Source organism: Steroidobacter sp. (assembly GCF_036402275.1).
Classification (GTDB): domain Bacteria; phylum Pseudomonadota; class Gammaproteobacteria; order Steroidobacterales; family Steroidobacteraceae; genus Steroidobacter.
The window spans coordinates 159,432-180,218 of sequence record NZ_DASWTF010000002.1; the positions used below are offsets into that span (position 1 = coordinate 159,432).

At 62.0% G+C, this 20,787-nt stretch carries 13 protein-coding genes; 6 read left to right on the forward strand and 7 right to left on the reverse strand.

Features of this window, described 5'->3' with window-relative positions:
- Nucleotides 1–76: 76 nt before the first annotated feature.
- Nucleotides 77–1,168 carry an AraC family transcriptional regulator ligand-binding domain-containing protein gene (locus VGD45_RS00805; RefSeq protein ID WP_331153357.1) on the forward strand — a complete coding sequence of 364 codons (1,092 nt, stop codon included), beginning with the start codon at nt 77–79 and terminating at the stop codon, nt 1,166–1,168.
- Nucleotides 1,169–1,239: 71 nt separating this feature from the next.
- Here the strand turns inward: VGD45_RS00805 and VGD45_RS00810 are convergent, their stop codons facing one another.
- From VGD45_RS00810 to VGD45_RS00825, 4 genes are all read right to left on the reverse strand, one after another.
- Nucleotides 1,240–2,058: a hypothetical protein gene (locus VGD45_RS00810; protein WP_331153358.1), complete on the reverse strand. Its 819-nt coding sequence runs from the start codon at nt 2,056–2,058 to the stop codon at nt 1,240–1,242.
- Nucleotides 2,059–2,065: 7 nt separating this feature from the next.
- Nucleotides 2,066–4,648 (reverse strand): TonB-dependent receptor, encoded by a 2,583-nt coding sequence (locus VGD45_RS00815; protein WP_331153359.1) that lies wholly within the window; start codon nt 4,646–4,648, stop codon nt 2,066–2,068.
- Nucleotides 4,649–4,758: 110 nt separating this feature from the next.
- Nucleotides 4,759–4,944, reverse strand: coding sequence for a hypothetical protein (locus tag VGD45_RS00820; protein ID WP_331153360.1), 186 nt, complete (start codon nt 4,942–4,944; stop codon nt 4,759–4,761).
- A complete protein-coding gene (locus tag VGD45_RS00825) occupies nt 4,941–6,080 on the reverse strand; it encodes a PepSY domain-containing protein (RefSeq protein WP_349263181.1) in 1,140 nt (379 codons plus the stop codon). Before VGD45_RS00825 ends, VGD45_RS00820 begins: the two co-directional genes overlap by 4 nt.
- A gap of 309 nt (nt 6,081–6,389) precedes the next feature.
- Here VGD45_RS00825 and VGD45_RS00830 point away from each other — a divergent pair, with 309 nt between their 5' ends.
- Entirely contained in the window at nt 6,390–8,441 is a 2,052-nt protein-coding gene (locus tag VGD45_RS00830; protein WP_331153362.1) for a TonB-dependent siderophore receptor, read from the forward strand.
- Nucleotides 8,442–8,444: 3 nt separating this feature from the next.
- Nucleotides 8,445–10,115 (forward strand): tetratricopeptide repeat-containing sulfotransferase family protein, encoded by a 1,671-nt coding sequence (locus tag VGD45_RS00835; RefSeq protein WP_331153363.1) that lies wholly within the window; start codon nt 8,445–8,447, stop codon nt 10,113–10,115.
- A 39-nt stretch (nt 10,116–10,154) separates the two neighbouring features.
- Here VGD45_RS00835 and VGD45_RS00840 read toward each other — a convergent pair whose 3' ends face one another.
- Complete coding sequence (locus tag VGD45_RS00840; protein WP_331153364.1) at nt 10,155–11,810, reverse strand: hypothetical protein; 1,656 nt, start codon at nt 11,808–11,810, stop codon at nt 10,155–10,157.
- A gap of 26 nt (nt 11,811–11,836) precedes the next feature.
- Nucleotides 11,837–13,132 (reverse strand): conjugal transfer protein TraF, encoded by a 1,296-nt coding sequence (locus VGD45_RS00845; protein ID WP_331153365.1) that lies wholly within the window; start codon nt 13,130–13,132, stop codon nt 11,837–11,839.
- Between the two features lie 299 nt (nt 13,133–13,431).
- Between VGD45_RS00845 and VGD45_RS00850 the strand changes: the two genes are divergently transcribed.
- A complete protein-coding gene (locus VGD45_RS00850; RefSeq protein WP_331153366.1) occupies nt 13,432–15,621 on the forward strand; it encodes a hypothetical protein in 2,190 nt (729 codons plus the stop codon).
- Between the two features lie 122 nt (nt 15,622–15,743).
- Nucleotides 15,744–17,579, forward strand: coding sequence for a gamma-glutamyltransferase (gene ggt / locus VGD45_RS00855; RefSeq protein WP_331153367.1), 1,836 nt, complete (start codon nt 15,744–15,746; stop codon nt 17,577–17,579).
- A 45-nt stretch (nt 17,580–17,624) separates the two neighbouring features.
- Here ggt and VGD45_RS00860 read toward each other — a convergent pair whose 3' ends face one another.
- Complete coding sequence (locus VGD45_RS00860; RefSeq protein ID WP_331153368.1) at nt 17,625–19,802, reverse strand: TonB-dependent receptor; 2,178 nt, start codon at nt 19,800–19,802, stop codon at nt 17,625–17,627.
- A 306-nt stretch (nt 19,803–20,108) separates the two neighbouring features.
- On the opposite strand from VGD45_RS00860, the gene VGD45_RS00865 reads away from it, so the two are divergent.
- Nucleotides 20,109–20,693 (forward strand): hypothetical protein, encoded by a 585-nt coding sequence (locus VGD45_RS00865; RefSeq protein WP_331153369.1) that lies wholly within the window; start codon nt 20,109–20,111, stop codon nt 20,691–20,693.
- Nucleotides 20,694–20,787: the final 94 nt, after the last annotated feature.

The following is a 20,787-nucleotide window of genomic DNA, read 5'->3' on the forward strand; positions in this document are numbered from 1 at the left end:
GCGTGGCAGCTGAACACGCTTGCGTGTTATATCCGGCCATCGCGCATCACGGGATAGACAAGGAAGACTTCCCGACATGGACGCCAACACAGCCATCATTCCTTTACAGCTGCATCCCTTGGGGTTCATTGAAGCGTTCACGCAACTCGGCGCCGGGCTCGACGCTCTGCTCCGAGGAACGAACATTTCTCAACCCATGCTGGATGACTCGCGTGCGCGCATCTCTTATGCGCAGCAAGCGCGACTCATCGGCAACGGTCTGGCGAGTTGCCGTCAGGCGGGACTGGGCTTGCTGGTGGGACAGCTATTCGACTGGAGTTATTACGGAACGGTGGGCGGCGTCGTTCAGTGCAGCCCGAGCCTGCGCGCCGCGGGCGAAGCGTTCCAGCGCTATCTCATGATCGCGCAACCTTGGTACGCATTCAGAGGACGACGGCCGACGACCTATCTCGATCTCGACGGCATGATCATCGATCCGCTCGATTGTTTTCCCGTCGGCGACGCGCCCGCCGTGCTTCAACAATTCGAACGCGAGTTCCGACTGGCGGTGCAGCTGCGCATCTGGGATCTGTGTGGCAACAAATCGGCGGCGAACACCGACGTGCACGTCTGCCTCAGCCATCCCGAGCCCAGCCACGTTCATCTGTATCGCAATCTGCCCTGCGCGTCGGTCCGGTTCGACTGCGCCCGCTCGTATATGGCCGCGCATCGCAGCTTCGTCCTGGATCCGTTCCGGCCATTTCGTCGTCGCGCGTTCGATCGCATGATTCAGCACTGCGAGCAGGAGCTGAACGACTCGCAAGTCGAGCCGAGCTACGCCGCCAAGGTGCGGTGGCATTTGCTCGCGGGTTTCAACAAGCGGCCGACGCTCGAGGAAATCGCCTCATTATTGAGTGTCACGCCACGCGCCCTGTCACGGCGGCTCGAAAGAGAACGAGTGACCTTTCGAGAGATCGCGCACGAAGTCCGGATGGAGCTCACGGCGCATCATCTGCGCTGCTCGCGCCTTAGCGTCGATCAGATTGCGGAGCTGATGGGCTTCTCGTGCACGTCGAGTCTTCGACGCGCGATCCGGGGTTGGAGTGGCAGCGCGGTCGGCGTGATGCGAACGGTCCGTACCTACCATTCGTCGCCGAAAGCGGTAAGTCATGTCATAGCGCGCTCGTAGCCACACTCTCTAACATCGTTCCTGGTTTCGTTCGAGTCGGCCTCAGGTCTGCGTTGAGAGCTGACTCGCGCTCACAAGCCGGGGATCCGCATTCGGAGAATCTGGCGACCTTTGCGCGTGATGCCATAGAGCTCGCCCGGCGTGGACTCGTCCCAATCGATGGCCTGGCCTTCGATGGGCACGGCGATCGTGCCGACGTGATCGAGCACCGCGCCGGCTTTTGGAAACGCGAGGATGTACAGCTCCGGATGATCGTGGCCGGTGACATACAACCGGCCATCCGGCCCCCAACCTCCGCCGGAGGAGCTCATCGGCGCGAAACGTTCCAGCACCGACGCAGGAAAGCTCCAGCTCTGCGTCTGTCGCCACTCGTCATCGAAGCGGATGAGCACAGTATGCCGGTGATCGCGCGGAGCTTCGCCGCCTTTGCCGTCATAGTTGGCGAAGGTAGCCCACCAGGCGCCGTCACGTCGCTCGACCCATGTGAGCGAGCCACGGCCTGGGCCCAGCGATACGGTGCGAATATGGCGTAGCGACACCGGATCGAAGAACTCGACGGTGCTCCAATGCGGCACCGCTGGGAAATTCGAATTCGCGCACACCAGCCGCGCGGTCTCCAGCCTGATGACGCTGCAGGAATTGATGTGTGGGAACTGCGCCTTGTCGCCTTCCCAGATCGCAACACGCTCGCCGCTGCGCTTGTCGTATTTGGCGATGGTCGAATTGGCGACTGCGTAGACGTACTCTGCATCGACCGCCACGCCTTGGCGTGCTTCCGGCGCGGAGTATGTGCGTAGAACTTCCGCCGTAGCTGCGCCCTGCGGAGCGTCTGCAAACACAACAGTGGATTGCAGCAGCGCCACGCAGGCAAAAGCAGTTATCGATTTCATGACGACTTCAGGGCGAGAATGTCAGACCCACCCACCAGGTACGGCCATAGTCACCAATCTCCTGCAGATACCGCTGACCCGGACCGGTGTTCTCCCGACGATTGGTGCCGGTCAGGTTCTCACCCGAAGCGAAGAACGTCAGCGCGCGATTGTAACGCCAGGTGACGTTTGCATCGTAGGTGCGACGGCCCATCCAGTACTGATCCGCATTCGGAATGGTGTCGTGAATGGTCTCGAGGAAGCCGCCGAGATAATTGTGAGAGATGCGCACCTCGAACGGGCCTTGCTGATAGAACACGGTCTGATTCATGGTGTAGTCGGGCTGCATGAAAAAGCCCGTTTCCCGCGGCCCGGCCGTCGTCAGGAACGTGAAGTCAGAATCCAGCACGGTCGCGTTCACATTGAAGCCGAGACCGTCGAACGGCGCCGGCAGGAACGTCAGTGTCTGCTGCCAGCCGAACTCGACGCCGCGCAGCTTCGCCGACTGCGCATTGCGAGGCTCGCTCACTTCGACATTCTCCACGCCGTTGCCGATGCCCAGGTCCAGCATCTGATTCGAAGTCAGCGTGAAGATTTCGTTCTTGATGTCCTTGTGGAACAGGCCGAGGGAGATCGCGCCATCCTTGGGATAGTACTCCAACGACACGTCGAAGCCGCGGCTCTCACGCGGCTTGAGGTTCGGATTGCCTCGCGACAGCACGGCCTGGCTGCCCTCGAATGTCAACGTCTCACGAGCCGCGAGCGAGGAAAAGTCGGGACGACCGATGGTGTTGGTCCACGCGCCACGCAAGACCAGATCGTCGCGCAAGTCGTAACGCACATGCAGGCCCGGCAGCAGATTGTCGTAGGAACCGCTGGAGCTCACCGGGATGAACTCGCCATCGAAAGCGCGCGTGGAATCCGAATCGATCTCCGTCCTCTCATACCGCACGCCCGCGATAACAGTCAGGGGGCCTTGCTCGTATGTGCTCTGGACGTAGCCCGCGACCACATCTTCGGTCACTTCGTAGTCCGACGCGATGTTGTTCACCGCAGCCGCGAAGCTCGACAGATTGTTTGCTACGAGCGCTCGCGCGGCCCGCTCATCGACACGCTGATCGATCGTGAACTGCCCGAGGATCCGCTCCGACGGGCCATTCGTCACCACGTCTGCCAGCGTGGTGGTGAATCCGGCACGCGGCGTGTATATCGTCTGGCTCTGATCGTTGTCACGCTCGGTCGAACGCAACACCGTTCCCACTTTCAGCTTCACAGAGTCGTCGAGCCAGCCGGTACGGATGTCGAGATCGGTGCGCGCCTGCGTCACATCCTCGATGCTCAACGTCTTGCTCACCGTGTTCGAGTTGAACGCGTAGTTGGCGGGATTGTCGTATGCCGCCTGATTGGTTGGATTGAAGCTGAACACGAACTCCGAGGTGTCGTAGTTGAAACCGAAGTTCGAGGCCGCCGCGCCAGTCGACGTCCGATAGTCGAAGCTGTTGTTGGGCGCATCGAGCTTGCCGCGCGAGAACAGCGCATCTCCTGACCATGTCAGCGCGTCGGTGGCGGCCCATTCGAATGAGGCACGCCCCAGCGACGCAGTCCGCCGCGTGATCGGGTGGTTGAGATGAATGTAGCCGCGGCCGCGCTCGAACGTACCGCTGGTCGGCGTCTGATTGCTCACGCTGCCGATGGGCTCGATACGATATTCGATGCGCTCTTCGTCATCTTCCATGTCGGCATACAGGCCGGACAATTGGGCGCGGAAGGTATCGGTGGGCCGCCAGTCGAATTTGAGATTGGCGCCTTCGCGAGTCTTGGTGTTGTTGTACCAGAACAGCCGGTGCTGGACGGGCACTTGAATGCCGTTGCCCGTAGCGCTGCCGGAATCCACAGGCGCTCCGGCTGCGTTGTACTCGCGAATCGACGGTGTCGCTGCTTCGAACTGCGGAATGTCGATGTCGATCTGTTCGGTGGATACGCCGACGACGATACCGAATTGCTCGTCAGCGCCGAACTTCGTGCCACCCGCGACCGCCGCGCGATAGTTGGTCTTGTCGTTGCGAACGTCGCCTTTGTTCTCAGCGTCGCCCAGCGAAACCAGAGAATTCAGGAACGGTTCCGGCGAGTCGAAGGCGCTGCGCGTCACGATATTGATGATGCCGCCGATGGCGTTCGCATCCTGCTCCGGCAACACCGTCTTGACGACTTCGGCGCGGCCCACCATGACCGACGGCACGATGTCGAGCGGCACGGTTCGCGAGCCACCTTCGATGGCGCCGATGACAGCACCGTCGACGGTCGTGCGATTGTAGGTCGAGGTCAAGCCTCGCAACACCGGCACGCGCGGCTCGCTTTGATCTTCCATCACCGACACGCCAGGAATGCGTCGCAGAGCCGCCGCCGTGTTGTGATCGGGCAGCTTGCCGATGTCGTCGGCGGACACCGCGTCGATGACCTGCAATGCCTCGCGTTTCACTTCGATGGCTGCGCGTTGCGCCTCGCGCTGACCGGTGACCACGACCTCTTCGACGTCCTGCGCCATCGCCGAAGTCGCGAGCAGCGACGAAATCAAAGGAATTGCAACGTGTCCACGCGACAGAACGGGCATCCACTGAGCTCCACGGCAAATTGAAGCCGCAGGCTAGGGCCCGTGAGAGACATCAAGATGAACGTTGTCTTGCAGAATTGTTGCCGCCGTCGTCATTGACGGCGCAACAGTCAGGACTCGCTACGCTGACGCCGCGGCGCGTACCAGCAACACACCGCGACCGGCGCGGCCAACGTTAACCACGCGAGCACATCGCCGGCGTCGTCCGAAACGAGCGCCGAGATGAGACCGACGGAGGTGAGCACACCCAAAATGATCGGCGCGGTCCACACGCGAATCTGCCGCTTGGCGCTCATGGAGTCGCGCCCTCCGTGGCGAGCATGCCGAGGCGGGCCTCGACCGGAACATTGCGCTTCTTGACCCACAAGTAGACGCCGCTGCCGAGCACGACGATGGCGAGGATGTCGAGCAGCGCCCACAGAATCTTCAGCACCATGCCACCGTAGTCGCCGAAGTGCAGCGGCTGCGACACGAGCAGCGCCTTCACGTACCAGGGCATCGAACGGCTATCGATCATCTCGCCCGATTTCGCATCGATCAGCACAGGGGTCAGCAGCTTCGAGGTGAGCGGCGTGGAGCCATGCATGAATGCGATGTAGTGATGCGGAGTCGCGAAATCAGTGCCGGGGAAAGCCATGAAGCTCAGGTCGGCATCCGGCACGGTGGCGCGCGCCGTCGCGACCGCCTGATCGGGGGAACTGAATTCCTTCAGCGGCGGCTGACCTTTGTACTTCGCGGTCATGGACGTGACCTCGGTCTGCTGCCACAGGCCCAGGATCGGAATCGCCAGCGTGTTGATCACGCCCGTCACGCCGACCACCATCAGCCACATCAACGTCGCGATGCCGAGCAGGTTGTGCAGGTCGAGCCACTTGATGCGCGAAGAGCGCTCATGCCGGACCGAACCGAACGGCAGCTTGCGCATGAAAGGTCCGTAGACGACGGTGCCCGACACCAGCGAAGCCGCGAGCAACAGTCCCATGAGCCCCAGGAACAGCGTGCCTGGCAACCCGGTGAACATGTCGTAGTGCAGGCGGAACATGAAGTTCATGAAGCCCTGATTGAGCGGGTACTCGTGCAGGAAGTCGCCGGTGCGCGCGTCGTACATATAAAAGGCCGACGACTCGGGCGAGCTCGGAGTCTCGGCCAGCGATACAAACCACGCCTCGGGTTCGTCCGGATCGCGAAACACGAACGTTACGACGTCGTCGGGGCGCCGGGCCTGCGCGGCCGCGACGATGTCATCGAGGTTCGCCCGCGAAGTCACGCCGGGCAATTCGGGCGGCTCGATCGAGTAGCCGGTGGCGTGATCGATCTCGTGATAGAAGATCAACGGCAGCCCGGTGATGCACAACATAAGAAGAAACAGGGTGGACACCAGGCTGGTCCACTTGTGCACCCAATACCAACGGCGAATCGCTGTCGCGCTCAGCATGAGATCCGTCCCGACAAGGAAGCTGTCGTTATACCGTCAGACGGCAGTCAGTTTCAAATGCGAACCATTTTCGGCTGATAATAGTTTCCGCCGTTAATGCAAACCATTATCATCTTCTCCCAATAGTGGGCCGGGACGGCACGGACCTGTTGCGCCAAATCCACGGAGAAGTCATTGATGTTCAAGAGAACTTTGCTTGCGGCCGCAGTCGCGACCGCATGCATGCAGGCCCGCGCAGCGGAACCGGCTGAGGCGCCAGCAGCGCGCCCCACTCCTCCGCCGCCGGACCGCGAGAAGCCCACTCGCATGGCTCCGGTCCGCGTCGAAGCGGATGCCGAGGAGGACAGCCTCAAGGCCGAAACTCAAAGCAGCTCCAGCAAACTCGAGCTGACTCTGCGCGAAACGCCGCAGTCGATCTCCGTCATCACGCAAGAATCGCTGCGCGCCCGCCAGGTCGTCGACTTCGGCCAGGCGCTGGAAATGTCCGCCGGCGTGAATCAGTTCAGCGGCACCGGCATGTTCGGCGGCATCCCCGGCTTCGGCTTCAACGAAGTCACGATCCGGGGCATTCAGGTCGATTCCGTCCACGACGTGCGCGAAGACGGTTTCATCAACACCACCTACTTCGCCATTCCCGACATGGCGATCTACGAGCGCATCGATGTGATCAAGGGGCCGAGCTCGGTCGCGTATGGCCGCGGCAGCGCCGGCGGCGTCATCAATCGTATCCGCAAGAAGCCGCTGGCCGAGTCGCGCGGTGAAGTGGCGCTGAGCATCGGCTCGTTCGACACCTATCGCGCCGACTTCGATATCACCGGTCCGCTGAACGATTCGAAAAGCGTGCGCGGCCGGCTGGTCGCCGCCTATGGTGACGAGGGCTCATTCGTCGACGGCGTCGAAACTCAACGCACCGTGCTGGCGCCTAGCATTGATTTCGATCTCACCGACACGACGCGACTGCTGCTCGAAGGCTTGTATCAGCACGAAGAGTTCATTCCCAACACCGGCATGCCGCTCGCCCCACGCGGCGATGGCTTCTTCGACGCGCCTGACGTGCGCCGGACGCTTTACTTCGGCGTGCCCACTCGCGAAAAGAACGAGTGGGACATTCACTCGGGCAAGATCCAGCTCGAACAGGCCCTGGGCGATCGCTGGTTCACGACGCTGCGGCTGGATGCGAGCAAGACCAAGAGTCCGATGCAGGCGGATCGGTACGCCTACGGCTTCGAGGACGGTAACACGCAGCTGCTTGGCAATCAGTTCGACATCGACCGCGACATCTGGGCGGGCGAATTGCAGATCACCGGCGACCTCGACGTTGCGGGCATGCCGGTGAAGGTCGCGGGCGGCATCGAATACAGCGACAACGATTACCACCGTCGCGGCGCCTACGCGTTTGCAGGCTACGCCAATCTCTACACCGACGACCTCTCCAGCCTGCCGTACACCGAGCTTCAGCCGGGGCGCGAGTACACCACTCGTAACAAGGCCAGCAGCGCGTATCTCCAGGCGCAGATCCGTCCCATCGAGCGCCTGGCCGTGCTGGTCGGGCTGCGTTACGACGATGCGGACGCCGAGTACAACTCGATCACCGACGCGGTCCTTGCGACGAAACAGGACGACGACATCACCGGCCGCATCGGCGTGACTTACGACCTCACCGAGCAGGTGTCGGTCTACGGCATGTATGGCGAGTCGTTCAAGCCCACCATCTTCGATGTCGCCGAGGACGGCAGCATCCTCGATCCGGAAACCGGCGAGATCTACGAGCTCGGCCTCAAGTCCGAATGGTTCGAACAGCGGCTCGCCGTCAACGCGGCCGTGTATCGCATCGATCGCGACAAGGTTCCAATCTCCATCGAAGGCTCGCCCGGCAGCTTCTTCGCCATCCCGAGCGGCCTGCAGCGCTCCGAAGGCTTCGAGATCGAAGTCAATGGTGAGCCCCTGCCCGGCTGGAACCTGAGCTTCGCGTACAACCAGCTCGATTCGGAGTTCGAGAATCCCGACGATCCATTCTTCGGCGCGACGCCCGGCGGCGCGGCCGACTGGCAGGTCGGCATGCACACCAGCTACGAACTGCAATCGGGTCCGCTCAGGGGCTTCGGCATAGGCGGCACCGTATTCGCCATCGACGATCGCGGGCTCAGCACATTCTCACGCGGCATGCTCGAGGGTTATGAGCGCGTCGATCTGAACTTCTTCTACAAGGGCCTGCCCTCGTGGGAGGTGGCGCTGCTGATTCGCAATGTGCTCGATGAACGTTACATCGAAGGCGCGGATCGCCCGGGCGCCATCGCGCAGTTCGGTTCGCCCACAGCGGCATTGCTGACCGTACGTCGCAGCTTCGGACAACAGTAACCCGTGTCCGACGCCGACGCGCATCGTCAACTCGCGCACCTGCATGCGATGCGGGGAGCCAAGCTCCCCGCACTGACGGAGGCCCGCCGTGCGTGCGAGCTTGCGCCCGATGATCCTCGCAGCTGGTCGGATCTCGGGCGCGTGCACGCAAGGTTTGGCGAATTCACTCAGGCGATGAATCAGTTCGCCGAAGCCCTCAAGGTGGACTCCCAACACGCCGACAGCTGGCACAACCTGGGCACGGCTCTGAAAAAACTGGGGCAGCATCAGCCGGCGTTCGCTGCATTCAAGATGGCCCTGCGGCTCGAACCCACTCGCGCGGATACTTATCTGAATCTGGGCAACCTGCTGATCGAATCGGGCCAGCTCGAAGATGCAGTGGAATGTTTCGAGCGCGCCGCTCGTCACGATCCACAACTCGCCGCCGCACGCACGCGGCTGGCCGAGCACGTGTCCCAGCAGGGAAAGGTTCAACAAGCCGAAACTCTGTTTCGTCAGGCGGTGGGACTCGACCCGGATCAGGTGCAAGGTTGGTTCGGCCTGGGCCGCACGCTGGAAGATCTGGGCGATGCCGAGAACGCGCTCGCTTGCTATCGGCAAGTGCTCCAGCGGCGGCCTGATCATGCACAGGCGCTCGGTCAATATCTCGCGCTGTTGCGTGAAGATGCGCCAGCCGAATGGCTCGATTCGGCTCGCGCCGCGCTGCATAAGGAATCCGTGGTCGACGAAGCGAAGGCGCTCATCGGCTACGGCCTCGCGAAATATCACGACCGTCGCGGCGAGTTCGCTGCTGCCGCCAGCGCCGGGACGATTGCGAATGCCTCGCGTCGTCGCGTCGCGGGCTCACTCCAACTGGAGGAGCTGCGCGCTCGCGTCGACAACGTAATGGCGACTTACACGTCTGAGTTCTTCGATAGTCGCCGTCGCTTCGGCGTGGGCACGGATCAACCCGTATTCATCGTGGGGCTGCCGCGTTCGGGCACCACTTTGTGCGAGCAGATTCTTGCTTCGCATCCGCTCGTGCACGGCGCGGGCGAGCTTCCCGATCTTGCTCGCCTCAGTGTTCGTGCGCTCGAAGGCGCCGATCTGCCGCCATGGCAGGCAGCGTTGCAGCTGACTCAGCCCAAGAGTCTCGAGCTCGCCGCTCAGTATCTGCGGTCGCTACGCAACGGCGCGCCCAAAGGTTGCCTGCGCATGAGCGACAAGTCGCCGCTCAATTTCTTCCAGCTCGCCTTCGCGGCTTTGCTGTTTCCCAATGCGCGGGTGATCCATTGCAGGCGCGACGTGCGCGACAACGCCTTGTCCATCTGGATGGAAAACTTCAGCCCCGACCAGGGCTACGCCACGGACTTCGGCGACCTCGCCTGCTTTCACGTCGAGTACCAGCGGCTGATGGAACACTGGCGCAAAACTCTGCCGCTGCCCATTCTCGACCTGCAGTACGAAGACACCGTCAGCGACGTTGAAACGCAGGCGCGACGACTGCTCGCCTTTCTCGACCTGCCCTGGGACGAGCGCTGCCTCGAATTTCATCGCAACGATCGCGCCGTTCAAACCCCCAGCCGCTGGCAGGTCCGCCAGCCCATCTATTCCAGATCCGTGGGACGGTGGCGCCATTACGCCCCACATCTGGAGTCGCTGCTGGCTGCCTTCCCACTCGACCCGTCCGTGTAAGCAGGCAAGGCTCGTTGCCGAGCCCTGCCCTCATCAGCATCAGCCCATCGGGCCGAAACGTTCGATCAATGCGGCTTTACAGGAAGCGTCGTTCGTCGGCACGGAGCCGGTGGCGAAGGCCGTCGGCATCGAGCCGGACCAACGCGAGAGATCCTCGCCGAAGTCGAAGCTGTAGTCGCGAGCGGCGCCGTCTGCACTGAGCGCCTTCAGCAACATCGGACGCACGCCACCGGCAACTTCAACGTTCAGCGTCAGCGTGTGGTCGTCCAGCAGGCTCCAGCGGCCGCCGACGAGCAACGCGCCGTTCGGATCGCTGCTGGTGACCGTATCGAAATCGCCATCGTCGCCGCGATAACGCACGCACACGTCGATATCGCCGCTGCGAGCATTGGCGTTGCCGCTCACGAAGAACAGCGCCGCGCCCTGCTCGTCCACCTTGTTTACGCTAACGCCGAATGAAGTGTTGACGATGGCGGCGAACGTGCCGGCCGCCTCGGCCGGAATCGTCGCGCTGGTGCTGATGGAGTTGGACGCTGGATCGAAATTGAAAGCCGGATCGATGAGCATGCCCGCATCGATTGCGCTCGTGCCCAGCCCCGTCAAATCCGCCCCGAGCCGGTTGCCCTGACGGAGCTGGTTGTGAACCCACCCGGTCAGATCGCTCAACTCGGGATCCTGCGGATTGGCCAACGCACGCTCGGCCGCGATCGCCTGCACGCGCAGGATTGCCTGCAGTTCCTGCATCGAGGCCGTTCCCTGCACCGCCGTGACGAGCTCTTCGTTCAGACGAACGAGGTCCGCGGAGAACTGCGCGAGACCGGCGAACGACGCCGGGTTCGGCAGCTGATAACTGTCGGTGAGCGTCTGGCCCGGATACATCGCTGCAAAGATCGCTTCGCGAGCGGCCGCCGTGATACCCGCCGGGGTTGAGAACGCCTCGGCGAACGAAGTGGGAATGCCACCGATAACGCCCATCTGCTTGGCGATGGCGATATAACCGGCCGCCCAGGTATCGTCCTCCACGTCCTGGAAGGTCGCGGGAGTGATCGCCAGATTGCCGATCTCTCCAAAGGTGCGCGCCAGAAGCGCAGTGAGCTGCGCGCGTGACATCTGGGCCACGGTATCGCCGTCCAGCAAATCGTCGTCCAGCGATCCGTTCGGCGCGAGAATGCCCGCGTCGATCAGCGCCTGGAGCTTGGCGTCCGGCGTCCTTGGAGAATCCGCGACCATGCTGGTCACCGGTGTAACGAGTCGCATGTCGTCACGATTCAGCTCGCTCGAACGCAAACTGAGCACGCCCTTGAACGGCAACTGAGTCACCGTGTCGTAGCCGCCCGTCACGCGAATGAGCACTGCCTCGTTCGCACCGACGGTGCCACGAAGACAGTGCAGCGTGAGTCCGCCAGTCGCGCAGTAGTCCGTTCCAGTGCGGTGGTTATATGAAAAGTAACCGTCGGTGTCGGTGATGGCGCGAGGCTCGAACGCATCGAGTTTATTGTTCTCGTTCAGGTCGACGTACACGTTGGCGCCAGCGAGATATCCGTCGATAGCGCGCGCATAGAATGCACGGCTGCTTACGCCAGCGTTATTGTTGCTGCCGACGTCCTGCGTGCCCGTGCTGCCGCCGCTGCACGCTGTCAGTCCGATCATGCCAGTGGCGAGCGCGCCCGCCAGAATCTTCTTGCTCGTTGTCATTCTGTTTATCTCCATCGCTTCCTGAATCAATAGCTCATCTCGAACCCGAGGTTGAACGCGAGGGTTCTGGGAACGGAGCTACCGTCGATATCCGTCGACTCGAGGCCGCAGGCCACGTCGAAATGCACCGCGCCGAAGAACGTGAAGCCCACGGACGCCGAGCTGAGCTCGGTGCCGGCCAGGTTCTTGCGATAACCCAGCCGCAGGTCCGGCAGCCAGTTGGTTTGCGTCTTGTAACCGAGCGCGACCTTCATGTTCTGATTGAGATCGCCGACCGGATCGTGCACGTCGTTGAGATCCACGCTGGCCGCGAGCGAGCCCGCGCCGGAAGCGAAGAACATCGCACCTTCCAACGTGGCGAGACGTTCGAGCGTCCAAGTCTCGTTCAGAGCGATACGATCGCCGTAGAACGCGGCCGTGTAGCAGTTGTACTGCGCGCTGCCGCTCAGAGCGCCGCAATTGGTGCCGATGGCGCCGTACTCGAACTCGGGCTCGGTGAGATTGGCGAGCGTCATGCCGACGCGGTAATTGGAGAAGTCGAAGATCGCGCCGACATCGAGCGTCACGTTGCTCGACTTGCGCTCGTTCGCGTCGTAGCTGTCCTCCAGAATATCTTCCACGTCTTCGTCGTCTTCCACCGCATCCAGCGCAACGACTTGTTTGCTGAGCGTGGCCTGCAGATAGCGCACGTTGCCGCCGACGATCAGCTGGCCCGCGCTCGGTTTCCAGACCGGCCGGCTGAAGCCGATCGCGATCTCGTCGATCTGCCCCGCCTTGACGTAGGCGGCCGAGGCTGTCTCCACTTCTTCCGACACCGCGTTATATGTGAGCGGAGAATCGAGGAAGCCGAGTCGCGCCTGGGCGCTGATGTTGGCGTCGGCGGTGAACACGCCGAGCTCGCTGCGATAAAGCATCGGGAACAGCGGCACCTGCACGCCGGCCTGCACCTTCACATAGCCGTCGCGGCTGAGCGGATCGAGAATGCCGTTGAAGCGCCCGACCAGGGCGTTGCCTTCGGACAGCGAGATATCGTCGCGATCCAGCTCGTCGATCAGGTCGTCGATTTCGTCGGCGAAGTTGTCGACCGGGCCGACCTCCATGCCGACACCGAAGGAGCTGAGGATGCCCATGCGGAACGTCGAATCGGGCGCGATCGCGAATTCAGCGCCAGCGGGATTGCGTGTGGCATAGAGCGAAGTCCAGGCGCCGGAGGCGCCATTGTCGGAGAGATTGGGACCTGCATCGAGGAACCCCGGCGCCGCGAACGACGCGCAGGAGAACAGCGCCGCACCGATCGCGGCAGTGACTACGAAACTCTTCACAGAAGGGACCTCCGACCATTTTTTGCGTATCGAGGTCGACCGTGCGCGCTGCCAGCCAGTGTTTTGTAATGGCGCCGGTCGAGCTGTTGTCATAGAACGGCGTGGCTCGCAGGCAACTGAAGCCGCGCCGACGGCTTTGGCAAGGATTTTTGACGGCGATCACGCCGTGCGGCGCGATTCAGAACTGCGCGTAACGCCGCGTCAGGAAAACACTGCCTGCATCGCAAGGGAACTAGCGTGGGCGATATTCCGTTGCTGCGTCAGAACTCGCGCTCGACGTGGGTTCGCAGGGGGGCCTCATGCGTGCATCGCTGTGTCTTTCCGCGTTAGTTCTCAGCGGCGGTCTGGCTTCATTCGCCGCTCCCGTCATCGCCGCGCCAGCGGTACTCCTCGAAACAGCAAGACTCGTCCCGTCCGACGGCGCTCCCAACGGCGGCTTCGGTCGCGCTCTTGCCATCAAGGGCGGCGTGGCTGTGGTCACAGCGAATGCGCAATCCCGAGTGTTCGGCTCGGGCCCCGACCTGCTCGGAGCGGCCTATGTCTTCGAGCGCGACTCCTCCGGCGTGTGGCGGCAGACCGCGAAGCTGACATCGGGCGATGAAGGCGACTTGTATGGAACAGACGTCGGTGTGGACAACAACATCATCGTGGTGGGCGCGCTGTTCTCCCATGTCACCTATGTGTACGAAAAACGCGCGGGCAGCTGGCAGCTCATGGCCACCTTGGGTACCTCGACCGGCGGCGGCAACGGTTTTTCGGTGGCCACTGCGAATACTCACATCGCCATCAGCCAGGATCCTCCGCACGGCATGGTGATCTATCGCCGTGAGACCAGCGGTTGGGTTCGGATCGCGAGCTACCAGAACGGCGTCGGCCTCGACGATGACGAGTACTTCGGCCCACAGGTGGACATCTCGCAGAACTTTGCCATCCACGGCAGCTTCGGCGCCGAGTCCCCGCCCATCCCTGCGACAGCCTTCATCTACACGCCCGCTGACGGCGGTAACGTGAATTGGCAGACGCCGGCGGTGACCGCGCTCACTCGGCCGGGTGGTGACGCCGGTCCCGGCGGCTTCTCTTCCCGAGTGAGCATCTCGGGCAATACTGCATTGATCAACGACTGGCTGTTCTCGCCGAATGCGAGCGGGCAATGGGTCAACATCGGTCAAGTTCCCCTTGCAATCGCCCTGGACGACGACGATACGAGAGTCCTGGGCCACGCGCCGCCGTTCCGAAACATTTCTTTATATCGACGCAACAGCGCGGGTCCCTGGCCGTTGAGCGCCGAGCTCGTCGCGAGCGAGTCGCGCGAGTTCACAGCTGCTGACGTGAACGCCGGCCGTGCGCTCGTCGCGTCCTATCCGAACAAGATTGCTTACGTGTTCGAAACCCCCGAGAACCTGGATCGCCCCGCCCTGTCGCAGGATGACTTTCAAGATGGCGACGCGAACGGCTGGGCGACCACGCCAGGAAGTTTGTTTGCCGTCGCGAGCTCCGGCACGTTTCGGTTTTATCGGCAAAGCAGTGTCGCCGGAAACTCGGTGGCGCTGTGGCAAGCTGCTATCGGCAACGACCAATCCATCCAGGCGGACATCACTCCACGAGCCTTCGACGGCGCGGACCGTTGGTTCGGCCTGGTCGCGCGCTATACCGACATCAACAATTATTACTACGTGACGGCTCGCAGCGGCGGCAGTCTGCAATTGAAACGCATGCTCGCCGGCAGGTATACGACGCTGGGTACGGCCTCCATGCCGGTCGCGATCGGAACGCCGAATCGCATCCGGTTGGAAGCGGTGGGCAATCACGTTCGCGTCTTCGTCAACCAGAACGCCGTCATCCGCGTGCGCATCTCCGCGCTCAGCGGCGGCCGTCCGGGACTCATCACATTCAAGGCGCGCGCCGATTTCGACAACGTCGTCGTGAACGCCAATCCCGCGTACCTGGCTTTTGCCGATAACTTCGAAGGACGGCGCAACAACTGGCAGATCCAGGTGGAAGGCGACTGGCCGGTCGTCTTCGCTAACGGTTCGCACGTTCGCCGGAACACCGACGTAACAGGCAGCGCTCGCCTGGTGATCGCCGGCGCCGGACAGGCTTCTTTCGGCACTCCGGGCGATCAAGTGGTACAGGCGGATCTGCGTCCCACGCTATTCTCCGGCACGGATCGCTGGGTCGGCGTCATGGCCCGGTATCACGATGACGCCAACTATCACTACGTCACGCTGCGTAATAGCGGCTTCCTGGATATTCGCAAGCTCGTCAACGGCAGTGTCGTCAGGCTGGCGCGGGTACCGTTCACGGTTCAGCCGAACGTCAATTATCGGGTTCGTCTCGAGACGGTTGGCACGAGCCTGCGCGCCTTCGTCAACGGCAGATTGCGAGCGGAAGCGACAGACGCGTCGCTGACGCCTGGGATTTCCAGCGCCGGCGTCGTGACATTCAAGGCGGCCGTGGATGTCGACAATTTCTCGCTGCTGCAGCCGTAGCGACTGCCCTTCTCCCGTCGCCGCGATTTGCGACTCTCGCGGCGACACGACAGACTGATGACAGCCTCGCTGCATAGCGTGGGCGATGCCTTCAGCGGCCTCAAAACGGGAGAACAAGCAAGATGAACCTGGGCTTCTCGCGCAACGCCGGCCCCATGTGCCGGCTGATTCTGCGTACCGGTTTGCTGGCCGCGCTGTTCGCAACCACTCCGCTGTTCGCCAACGATGTCAACAAAGAGGCCATCGCCCGCGGCGACCGCTATTCCGGCCGGGTCTGGGCGACGCGCTCGCCCGTGATCGCCCGTAACGGCATGGCAGCCACCGCCCATCCCCTCGCCTCGCAGGTAGCCATCGACATATTAAAAGGGGGCGGCAGCGCCGTGGACGCCGCGATCGCTGCCAACGCGGTGCTCGGGTTGATGGAGCCGATCTCCTGCGGCATCGGCGGAGACCTGTTCGCCATCGTATGGGATCCGCGCACCAAGAAACTTTATGGCTATAACGCGTCGGGCCTCGCGCCGGGCGGTCGCAGTTACAACGAGTTGATGGCGAAAACCAAGGCTGTGTACAAGGGCATGGGCGTGCCGTATGTGGCGCGCATTCCGAAGTATGGCTCGCTGTCGGTCACGGTGCCTGGCGCAGTCGATGGATGGTTCGCTCTGCACGGCCGCTTCGGCAAGCTGAAGATGGCCGACGCGCTGGCGCCCGCGATTAAATACGCGAGAAGCGGCTTTCCGGTTACGCAAACGATCGCGATGAACTGGCAGCGGAACATCGCGTTGTTCGAAGCGAACCGGGCCATGATCGAGGAGTTCGACAACGCCAAGCGCGTCTACACTATCAATGGCCGCACGCCAGCCGAAGGCGAGATATTTAGCAATCCTGATCTCGCTGCCACGCTAGAGAAACTTGGCCAGGAGGGGCGCGCCGCTTACTACGAGGGTGCAATCGCCAAGACCGCGGACGCGTACTTCCGCCGCATCGGCGGGGATCTCCGCCTCGTCGACTTCACTTCTTATCACGGCGAATGGGTCGAGCCTCGCAGCGTCAACTACCGTGGTTACGACGTGTATCAGCTGCCACCGAACAGCCAAGGCTTCGGCGTGTTACAGATGCTGCAGCTTCTGAAGACCTACGATTTGAAGAGCATGGGCCCGGGCAGTCTCGCAACGGTGGCCACCGTGCTCGAAGCGAAGCGCCTCGCGTATGAGGATATGGCTCGTTACTACGCCGATCCACGCTTCTCGAAGATTCCCATGGATACGCTGCTGTCGGACGCATACGCGGATCAGCGACGCAAGCTCATCAATGTGGACAATCCCAGCCGTGATGTGAAACCGGGTGAAGCGCAGTTCAGCGTCGGCGACACGACTTATCTGACGGTCGCGGACAAGGACGGGATGATGGTGTCGCTCATCCAATCGAACTACCGCGGACTCGGCTCCGGCCTGGTGGCGGACGGTCTTGGCTTCATGTTCCACGATCGCGCCGAGCTGTTCTCGCTCGATCCGAAGTCCCCGAATGTTTACGCCCCGGGCAAGCGGCCGTTTCACACCATCATTCCGGCGTTCGTCATGAAGGACGGCGAGCCGTTTCTTTCTTTTGGCGTGATGGGCGGCGACATGCAGGCACAGGGCCAGGTGCAGGTGCTGGTCAATATCATCGACTTCGGCATGAACGTGCAGGATGCCGGCGACGCCGCGCGCTGGTATCACGGCGGCAGTTCCACCGTCATGGGCGAGCCCGCGCAGGGTTACGGCGTCCTTGCGATGGAGTCCGGTTTCCCGCAGGAAGTGAAAGACACACTCGCCAAACGCGGCTTCCAAGTCATTCCGCCGGGCCTCGAGTTCGGCACCGATGAATTCGGCGGCTATCAGGCGATTCAGTGGGATCGCGTCAATCGCGTCTACTGGGGCGCGAGTGAGATGCGCAAGGACGGCCAGGCCATCGGCTATTGAGGCGCCGGCGATGTCAGCGCACTACACCGCCGGCGGGTCGTCAGATCAGAACTTGATCGAATTGCTGATCGAGACCGCGCGGCCGCGGCCCGACAGATAGTAGGCGTTCGGTCCGGTCGGGATCTGGTTGATGCTGCTCGCGCTGATGGCCTGGATGTAATACTCGTCCGCCAGGTTCTCGACCGCGAGCGTCCAGTTGCCGAAGCGCTGCGTCTGGTACTGCAGGGTCAGATCAACGAGCGTGTAGCCTTCGAAATGTTCCTCCAGCGAGGCGCCGCTGTTACTCACGCGACCCTCGTTCATATCGCGGCTCAGATACGACGCGGCCGACAGGGTGGCGCTGGCGTTATCGCTGAACGCCCAGTTGACGATGGCCGCCACCTTGTTGGGCGGAATCTGATCGCCCGTCATGTGAACATCGAGCGGCTGTCCGGCGGCGAGCGAGGTCTTGCCTGTCGTGTCCGAGTAGATGGTCGTCAGCGTCAGGCTGTCCGTGATGTGCGCTTCGGCCATGAGCTCGTAGCCGGTGACGCGCGTCGGCGAGCGGCTGACGAACGACTGCTGAAGCACAGGATCGAACGTCAGCGAGCTGCCCAGCGGAGCATACGAGCGGTACACCGACGCACTGAAGCTGCCGAGCGAGCCGCGCCAGTTCACGCCGGCTTCCCGATTCGTCACCAGCAGCGGCGTAAGGTTGCCGCGAGTTTCCAGACTCTGATTGGGCGTGTTGATCGAACGCAAAGCGCGACCGATATCCGGAATGCCAAAACCTTCGCTATACGCCGCATACACCGACCAGCCGCCGCCGATACGGAAGATGCCGCCGATGTTGTACAGATTCTTGGTGAACGACAGTTCGCCACCTTGCACGAACGTATTGAACGGCGCGATGGTGGTGAAATCGTCCGTCTCGAGTTTCGCGTCTTCGTGACGAACGCCGCCGCGGACAGTCACCGGGCCGTATTCATATTCGATCTGCGTGAACGGCGCGATGCTCTGGTACTTCAACGGCGGCACCCAGACACGATGCGTCATCGCCAGGCCCTGCGCGGTCTCGTCATTGAGATAGTCCACGCCGATATCGAACTCCAGGCGGCTCAGCAGAAAATCCGGACGCACGTAGATCGAACGCACGCCGTGTTTCTTCGCCGTGATTTCCGATTGATCGACCAGCGTGCCGATGGGCGCGATGCGGATATCCTGCTTGCTCGGATCGATGGACGCCGGATTCAGCGCGCTCTGGTCGTCCTTGAACAGCTGTAGCAGCAGTTTGCCGCCGAGCAGGTCGTCATGCGTGTACACGAACGACGCATGGTTCATGACCTGATTTTGCGGCGTGCCCAGCGGCGTGCCGCGGCGACCGGAGTTGGTCAGGTTGAGCGGGCGATTGCCGTCCACGGCGACATAGTTGCCGTTATCCGCGTAATGGAAACGATTGATCATCAGCTCGACGCGCTGCGAATCGTCGGAGCCGAAGTTGTTGCCGACCTTGATCAGGAAATTGCGCGAGAACGTATCGAAGTTGTCGACGCCCATGAGCCTGCCATGCGCGTCGTAGTCCGGCGTGCGCGACACCAGCGCCGCCGCGGCGAATACGTCGAATTCTTCCTGGGCGTGAGAAACATTCAGGCCGGTACGCCAGCCCACCGTACTGCCGTGGAACTGCGAGCTCACCTTGGTGTCGAGGTTGACTTCGGTGGCGCCCGGCTTCGCTTTTTTGGTGATGTAATTGATGATGCCGCCGGCCGCACCGAGACCTTCGGTCGCCGACGGACCGTTGATGACTTCGACACGCTCTACCATCGACATGTCGATGAAGTAGGATCCGACGCTGCCATCGCGCAGCGGTGTCGATTGCGGAATACCGTCGAGCAGATAAAGCGGCCGGCGCCCGCGCAGTGTTTCCCCGAACGTGTAACGCCCGCCGCGAGAGGGCGAATAGCCTGGCAGGCTGCGCTCGAGCATTTTCGTGAGATCTTCCGTGACAGCCATATTGGACGCCACGTCCGTGGAGTCGATGACGCTGACAGCGCCAGGAATGCGATCCAGCGCTTTGCCAGTTCGATTGGCGGCGGTCACCAGCACCTCTTCGAGGACCGGCGACCGATCGGTGGACTCTTCGCTCTGTGTCTGCGCGCTTGCATCCATGCTGACACTGACAGACAACACCGAGGCGATCGCCATCGCGCACCCCGAGCGTCGTTTCGATAACTTGAGCAGCATCGTCATCATCTCCCCTCTGTTAGTTTCAGGCAGGCGCCCGCCGGCTGTGGTACGCGACCAGACGTACCGGCCAGACACCCGTGGATCGATCAACGCGTCAGTTAGACCTAGAGTGAATCTAGGATTGTTTGGATGTCATGATGGCCTACGATGTCCGCCGTTGCTGTCACGGACCTGTCGCGATGCGAGTCCGTTAAAGTCCGGAAGCAACGCCGTAACGAATGTGATACGACCGCTACGGTTGCGCCATGACGCAGCCCTGCCGAGAGAAGCTGTAATCAGTCGCATTCCATTCGGGGAGGTCACATGAGCACTAAGAGAGTGGTATCAACCTTGCTCAAACCTGCACTCATCGCATGCATGGCGCTCGGCGGCGCGCTGGCGACAGCCGGCGACGATGCACGCAACGACGATAGCAATCGCCAGACGAGCGTGAATGCTTCGTTCGGCCGCGGGCTCAACACCGCGTTCCCGGGCAATGCAGTGAATCATGCGGTGTTGCCCAAGGAAATCCACGTCAAGAAAGGCGGTGTGGTCGACTTCGGCGTCGCCGGTTTTCACGACATCGTTATTTTCAAGCCGGGCGTGACCCTCGAAGACCTGAACGACGGCACCGGACAATTGCCGCTGTTTCCGCCGATATTCGTACTGCCGCCGAATCCCGCCACCCCCCTGCCCGCCAGCAGCGCGTTTCTAGCGGACGATATTTACTATCGCGGCATCAATCCCGGAGGCGGACCGTTAGGGACCCCGTTCGACCCCATCAGAATGAACGGCGAGAATCGCAGCGAACCGGTCGCGTTCCTGGAGGCTGGAAGCTACCTGGTGATCTGCAACATCCGTCCGCATCTGCTCGATGGCATGTATGCCTACGTTCGGGTGAGCAATTGAGTACACGGGAAAGAGATTTATCCAGCGGTCGTTTGTTTCGGCTCTTGGAGAAAAATAAAAGTATCTTCCCCCTTCCGTTCACGGGAGGGGGAAG